Raw genomic sequence first — 6703 nt, 5'->3', positions numbered from 1 at the left:
GTGGGAAAGGATGTGGGGATTCCAAAACAACCAGGAGGTTGGCTTAGAAGCAGCCATCCTTTAAAGAAAGCGTAATAGCTCACTGGTCTAATAGAAACCCTGCGCCGAAAATGTAACGGGGCTCAAGCCACGTGCCGAAGCTGTGGGTGCATACTATGTATGCGCGGTAGCGGAGCGTTCCGTAGGTCTGTGAAGGAGACGGGGTGACCCTCTCTGGAGATATCGGAAGTGCGAATGCTGACATGAGTAGCGACAAACAGTGCGAGAAACACTGTCGCCGAAAGTCCAAGGGTTCCTGCGCAAGGTTAATCCGCGCAGGGTGAGCCGGCCCCTAAGGCGAGGGCGAAAGCCGTAGTCGATGGAAACCGGGCAAATATTCCCGGGCCTGCCAGAAGTGACGAATACAATATGTTGTCGGGTCTTATCGGATTGATCCGGCTTTTGGAGTATTCCAGGAAATAGCTCTGGCATATAGACCGTACCCGAAACCGACACAGGTGGACTGGTAGAGAATACCAAGGCGCTTGAGAGAACGATGCTGAAGGAACTAGGCAAATTACTTGCGTAACTTCGGGATAAGCAAGACCCGTCAGTGGGCAACCATTGGCGGGTGGCACAGACCAGGGGGTAGCGACTGTTTAGTAAAAACACAGGGCTGTGCGAAGTCGAGAGACGACGTATACGGCCTGACGCCTGCCCGGTGCCGGAAGGTTAAGAGGAGGTGTGCAAGCACCGAATTGAAGCCCCGGTAAACGGCGGCCGTAACTATAACGGTCCTAAGGTAGCGAAATTCCTTGTCGGGTAAGTTCCGACCTGCACGAATGGCGTAACGACTTCCCCGCTGTCTCCAGCATCGGCTCAGCGAAATTGAATTCCCCGTGAAGATGCGGGGTACCCGCGGTCAGACGGAAAGACCCTATGAACCTTTACTGCAGCTTTGCAGTGGCATCAGAGACATTCTGTGTAGGATAGGTGGGAGGCTTTGAAACCGGGGCGCCAGTTCCGGTGGAGCCATCCTTGAAATACCACCCTGACTGTTTCTGATGTCTAACCGAGGCCTGTTAGCCAGGTCCGGGACCCTGCATGGTGGGCAGTTTGACTGGGGCGGTCGCCTCCCAAAGTGTAACGGAGGCGCGCGATGGTGGGCTCAGGCCGGTCGGAAACCGGCTGTCGAGTGCAATGGCATAAGCCCGCCTGACTGTGAGAGTGACAGCTCGATCAGAGACGAAAGTCGGCCATAGTGATCCGGTGGTCCCGCGTGGAAGGGCCATCGCTCAACGGATAAAAGGTACTCTAGGGATAACAGGCTGATCTCCCCCAAGAGTCCACATCGACGGGGAGGTTTGGCACCTCGATGTCGGCTCATCACATCCTGGGGCTGGAGCAGGTCCCAAGGGTTCGGCTGTTCGCCGATTAAAGTGGTACGTGAGCTGGGTTTAGAACGTCGTGAGACAGTTCGGTCCCTATCTGCCGTGGGTGTTGGAGACTTGAGAGGATTTGTCCCTAGTACGAGAGGACCGGGATGAACATACCTCTGGTGCACCGGTTGTCGCGCCAGCGGCACAGCCGGGTAGCTAAGTGTGGACGGGATAACCGCTGAAAGCATCTAAGCGGGAAACCCACCTCAAAACAAGGTCTCCCCGAGGGCCGTGATAGACCATCACGTCAATAGGCCAGGTGTGGAAGCGCAGTAATGCGTGCAGCTAACTGGTCCTAATCGCCCAACAGGCTCATTCCATCGCCACAACAGTGGCAACACACATGCACAGCAGTCATCCACTCTTCAATACTTACAAAAAGCACCAACCCATCACATCCTCTCAGCCCCTAACCAGGGATGACTGGATGACCTGGTGGCCATGGCGGGGAATGATCCACCCGATCCCATCCCGAACTCGGCCGTGAAACACCCCAGCGCCCATGATACTGTGCCTTAAGGCACGGGAAAGTCGGTCGCCGCCAGGTCTTCCAGTCACCCCTCACCACCGCGGGGTGGAGCAGCCCGGTAGCTCGTCAGGCTCATAACCTGAAGGTCATAGGTTCAAATCCTATCCCCGCAACCAAAATTACCAAATAATATCAATAACTTAAAAGGCGGCGCAAGCCGCCTTTTGGCGTTCCAGAGCACCAACTGGAATCATATAGGAATCATCCGGCGGAGAATTTCGGCGTAGCAACGCTGCGCGTGAGGCGCGCCAGAAGAGGGCCAGGAAGGGTAAGAATCGGGCTAAGCTACACAGCACAAATCCGACCCGCGAACCTTCTCCTTGCCTTCCAAGGCGTCCTCACGTAGCTACCAAATAAGAATGGTTCTTAATGTGGTGAAATGCTGAACGGTTGAAGGAGCCGGATATCCTTTGCCAGCCTGTTCGCGGAGTGAGAGATCGACGCCGTGTCGCATGCAGAGACGATCGAGGTGGCTTATCAGAACAGCCGGTCTGAACTGCTGAAATACGCCACGGCCATTACAGGCGACCGTCAGCAGGCGGAAGATATCCTTCAGGACGCATGGCTTCGCTGCACAGCGGCTGCGGTTTCAGAACAGATCAGGGAGCCAATCCGTTTTCTGTTCCGGGTCGTTCGGAACCTTGCCCTCGATTACCGACGGCGGCGCACATACGAAAAACGCTATATCAACGTCGAGGTCGATGATCGCATTATTGATGCGGCACGAGCGCACGAAGCCTCTCCTGAAGATGCGGCGATCAGCACGCAGGAAATCCGTATGCTGATGACAGCCCTCTCGGAACTGGATCACCGTACACGCATGGCGGTGGAAATGCATCGTTTCGAGAATGCGAAACTGCGCGAGATAGCCGAAACGCTCGGCGTGTCTCTGACCATGGCTCATAACCTCGTAGCGGAAGGTCTGCGGCATTGCAGAAACCATCTCCGTCGCGCTGATTGATGATAAACGTGAAAATCTGGTCTGGTCATTCGCCTTCTAGGGGAGGGACGAAAGCGGAAGGCATGCTGTCTGACGTAGCCGCGCCTGACAACGAAGGAACAGCGGGCGGATGACGGCTGCATCGGATCATCATCGTGAGCAGGCGGACGAAGAGGCCATCAATTGGGTGATCCTGCTGCGGGAGGAACCTGACGCGCCTGATGTGCAGAAGGAGTTTAGCCAGTGGCTGGCGGCTTCATCTCATAATCAGGAGGCATGGAAAGAGATTACCCGGACCTACCAGGGGCTGGGTCAAGTCGCGTCGACAACTCTTTCGGCAACAAGCAAAACTTCCGCATCCACTAGACTTCCGTTCATCGTTCGGAATGACGATCGTAAACAGGTATTTTCCACGAAGCGACGTTTTGTTGCTGGTGTCATGGCTCTCGCGGCCTGTGTCGTATTGGCTCCTGTCATCTACACACGGCTAACGGCGGACGCCATGACGGGAACGGGAGAAACACGTTCTCTTACCTTGGCGGACGGTAGTCATGTGTCCATGGGACCCGACACAGCCCTGCGTGTGGCGTTCGGGCCGACAGGGCGAGAAGTCACGCTCCTGAAAGGGGATGCATGGTTTCAGGTCGTGCATGATGCCAGTCGTCCGTTCCGTGTGAGCATTGGAAAAGAAACGCGGGTTACGGATATTGGAACAGCGTTCGAGGTCCGGGCGCTATCGTCCTCAGTGCAGGTGCAAGTGGCGGAAGGACGTGTCGAACTGTCCAGACAGGGGCGTGAGCCATTGTTTCTGGGGGCAGGAGACGGGGCAGTCGTTCGCCCTGCCAATGTCGAACATTACGACGTGCCCGTTGCAGACGTAGCATCCTGGCGGGATGGGCAGCTTGTGGTGCATGATCGCCCCATCCGGGAAGTGGTCGATGTGATCAGACAGTATTATCGCGGGTTCATCGTCGTGCGGAATGGTGTGGGAGATCAACGCGTGACGGGGGTCTTTGACCTTCATGATCCTATGGCCGCACTGGCTGCCGTGTCACATGCTCACGAGGCGAGTGTGACCCGCATTACCCCTTGGGTTGCGGTGCTTTCACGGGTCTGAGTAGCCTCAGACGATTTTTTTTGTCGTTCATGCATTTTTTTTGCGAAATCCTGCATGAGCCGTGCGTCGGTTCCAACAGAAGATAATGCAACAGCCTCGCATGTGCAGCGAAGCTCCAGGTTGGAAAAGAGCAGGACAGTGGATACAGCGAAAGGGACGCCGCGCGGGGGCAATCAGACAAAAAAATTCTGCATTTGCAATGCTGTTTTTGGTGAGCAGCGGTTTATGCGCGCTTTATGAAGCGATGCCGCGATGTGCATTGGCAGAAACTACAACCGGAGTGAAAGCCTACCACATTCCGGCTCAGGCGCTTTCGACCGCGTTGACGACATTCGGGCAGCAGGCTCACAGGCAGGTAAGTGCGGACCCAAAGATACTGAACGGACATCAGTCTCCTGCACTCAATGGGAATTTTACGGAGCAGGAGGCTTTGACTCGACTGTTGGCCGGGTCAGGGTTGACTGGTCGTGTGTCTGGAAATGTAGTCAGCGTTAGTCTTGCGTCATCCACTATCACGCTAGGACCGGTGCGTGTGGGCGGATCTGTTGTGCATCAGGATCCTACGGGGCCGGGCATCGGCTATGTTGCAGAAAACACTATGGTTGGTACGAAAACTGATACACCTATAACAGAAATCCCAAACTCTATTTATGTCATAACGAAACAGTTAATGGTAGATCAACAGCCGCAAAGCGTGGCGCAGGCTCTACGATACGTACCAGGAATTTATGCAGAGAGCTTGGGTGTTCAAAACTCAGGCACTGCTGCAGATGGGAGTAGTTCCATAAAGCAGAGAGGGTTTGGAACGAGTCAGTTTGTCGACGGGTTAATGAGTAATTCACAGTCTGCGGGAGAAACGATTTTTTTGGAACGTATTGAAGTTGTTAATGGGCCTGCGTCGGTGATGTACGGTCAGACGACACCGGGAGGCATGCTGGGTATAACCTTGAAAAAACCTACTCAGACCCCGTTGAGACAAGTTTCACTGGGATTTGGAAACTGGGGTCGTTATGAAGCGACCTTTGACGTCAGCGACAAAATTACGAAATCAGGGAGCGTGAGGTATCGAATCTCTGGAATTGGAGTCACACAAGGAACCCAAACGGATCATGTCGATTACCATAGAGTAGGTATTCTGCTTTCGATTACGTGGGATATCGATAAAAAAACCTCTTTAACGTTGCTTGGTATGTATCTTTATACTCCCGGAACCGGGACAAACACAGCTTATCCGCTTCGCGGTAGCTTAATTACAAACGAACAGACACCTCGTATTTCTCGAAGCACGTTTCTAAGTACACCAAATTGGAACACTATAGGCACAAAAGATGCCATGTTTGAGTATCAATTCAATCATAGTTTCAATAAATACATAAAATTTAGTCAGACGTTTAGATGGGAGCAATCGAATTCTAGTTCGAAATATTCACCTTTTGGATGGATGAATAGTAATACCGAAGAGGCTGTTGTTCCGTGGTCAATTAAAGTAAATAATAATACTATTTCTTTGGATTTGCGCCTTTCGGGTGAGTTTGTTACCGGAGCTGTCAAGCATATGTGGGTTGTAGGATCAGATTTTCGTCAATACAAAAGTTTTTCAAACGATATTTGGGATTGGACCTCCTCCCCTTCTTTTAATATTTACAACCCCCAGCCGTCTTATACGCCCTGCTATAATGTGCACTCATCTCAATGCGTGAACACTGGACAGATTGGGCCTTACAACTATTTTCAGGAAGGCGTTTATTTTCAGGATCAGATCAAATGGAAAGGGCTTTCTATTCTCTTGGGTGGCCGAGAAGATTGGGTAAATTATAACAATAAAATCAAAACATATAGCAATGAAGGTGATGATCATGTTTGGATAGGAGAAGATGCAGGAACGTCTCCACAACCAGCCCATGCTTTTACGTGGCGAGCGGGGTTAGTTTACGGATTTGATTTTGGCCTATCTCCATATTTTAGTTATTCAACATCTTTTGTCCCTCAGACTTCAACTAACTATCTGGGGCAGCCTTTTTCACCTTTGACCGGAAAACAATTGGAAGCAGGCTTAAAATATAAAGTACCGAACAGGGACATCCTTCTAACTGCGGCGGCATTCCATATAGACGAAGACCATTATCTAATCGGTGATTTGGTGCATGGTGGCAGCACGGATGCAGGTCGTGTAAAATCGCAAGGTTTTGAATTATCGGCAAATGCAAATATCACCGAAAATCTCAAACTTATTGCCACATATAGTTTTACGGATATTCGCTATGCCAAGACAAACAAGACATCTAAGAGAATAAATCCGTATACGGGAAGCAGTTATGGGACTGCATTATCTCAGGAAGGGATGTCAGTACCTCAGGTGCCCCGCAATATGTTTTCCGTATTTTTTGATTATAAACTACCCTCCCAGTGGCTCAAAGGGCTCGGTGTAAATTGGGGCATGAGATATACAGGGTTCACTTATGCTGACAATGTGGAATCCTTCAAATCGCCAGCGTATTTCCTTTTTGATCTGGGAGCGCACTACGATTTAGGCGAAGCAACTCCTATTTTGCGTGGACTGAAAGCTCAGTTGGCAATATCGAACCTAACTAACAAGTATTATACGGCATCTTGCGGTACGACTGTTTGTTATCTTGGGCAAGGACGGCGAGTATATGGAAACTTAACGTATAATTGGTAAAATTGTACCGTATCAAACT

Annotated in this window: 3 protein-coding genes, 1 tRNA gene and 2 rRNA genes (1 of these 6 only partly in view); all 6 read left to right on the top strand. The window is 51.5% G+C overall.

Translation table 11 applies throughout. The features are described from left to right. A 23S ribosomal RNA gene (locus tag ACE2AA_RS11150) occupies window positions 1–1738 on the top strand (it extends 1003 nt beyond the left edge of the window). A 111-nt stretch (window positions 1739–1849) separates the two neighbouring features. Beyond that, window positions 1850–1965 (top strand): 5S ribosomal RNA (rrf, locus tag ACE2AA_RS11145). A 21-nt stretch (window positions 1966–1986) separates the two neighbouring features. Continuing rightward, window positions 1987–2063 (top strand) — tRNA-Met (locus tag ACE2AA_RS11140). 329 nt (window positions 2064–2392) lie between these two features. Then, window positions 2393–2908, top strand: coding sequence for a sigma-70 family RNA polymerase sigma factor (locus ACE2AA_RS11135; RefSeq protein ID WP_395369810.1), 516 nt, complete (start codon window positions 2393–2395; stop codon window positions 2906–2908). A gap of 109 nt (window positions 2909–3017) precedes the next feature. Next, the gene (locus ACE2AA_RS11130) at window positions 3018–4004 is read left to right on the top strand and encodes a FecR family protein (protein WP_395369808.1); all 987 of its coding nucleotides are present in this window, start codon (window positions 3018–3020) and stop codon (window positions 4002–4004) included. 85 nt (window positions 4005–4089) lie between these two features. Beyond that, the gene (locus ACE2AA_RS11125; RefSeq protein WP_395369806.1) at window positions 4090–6684 is read left to right on the top strand and encodes a TonB-dependent siderophore receptor; all 2595 of its coding nucleotides are present in this window, start codon (window positions 4090–4092) and stop codon (window positions 6682–6684) included. Window positions 6685–6703: the final 19 nt, after the last annotated feature.

The organism is Komagataeibacter diospyri (assembly GCF_043995075.1).
Lineage (GTDB): Bacteria > Pseudomonadota > Alphaproteobacteria > Acetobacterales > Acetobacteraceae > Komagataeibacter > Komagataeibacter diospyri.
Note: the sequence above shows the minus strand (reverse complement) of the source record. Positions and strands in the feature narration are given on the sequence as shown.